This window comes from Pseudoalteromonas sp. G5_S1_54_S4, assembly GCF_054968565.1.
Window position 1 is genome coordinate 1 of record NZ_JBQKUL010000133.1, and the last position, 575, is coordinate 575.

At 39.5% G+C, this 575-nt stretch carries 1 protein-coding gene; it reads right to left on the bottom strand.

Annotation, left to right across the window (positions count from 1 at the left end; translation table 11 throughout):
• Nucleotides 1-502, bottom strand: a 502-nt coding sequence (locus ACTRWE_RS19250) for a transposase (RefSeq protein ID WP_462880537.1), incomplete at its 3' end; no start/stop codon positions are given.
• Between the last annotated feature and the right edge of the window lie 73 nt (nt 503-575).

The following is a 575-nucleotide window of genomic DNA, read 5'->3' on the forward strand; positions in this document are numbered from 1 at the left end:
TTGTGAGCTTTAGCGCCACAATCTCACCTAAATGATTAATTATTAAATGTAGTTTGAATCCATATGACCAACCCATAGTGCCTTTTCCATGATGAGCAACGCCTTCAAACACTTTATTTCTTTTAGCTCTGATGATGTGACACACTTCTATTTTAGTGGAGTCAACAAATTGTATACCTGTGGGCTTGCCAAGTTTTGATGTGAGGTAACTGCACATCGGAACCACCACACTAGGCATAAGCGCGAGAAACCTTGTGTAACTCAGCAACTCTGGAAAATAGGCTTTAAGTTGACGGCAAACATAGTGAAGGTAGTAGTTTTTGAAATCTCTGTAATGTGACTGGTGAAAATGGATGATAATAGTCATCACCTCTGACGGAGATAAGCGGCATGCTCTTCGACGTTTAATTTCACCATTTTCGAGCAATATACGCTGCCAGCTTGGGAAAAATAACTTTGAAAAATCATCGACATCACAGTACGTTTCAACTAACTTGTTCATGCTCGTTCCTTTTTGTTCTAATCACTCTTGGTCGAATGATCGGATCATGGAACGAGCATTTAGTTCCTTTAAA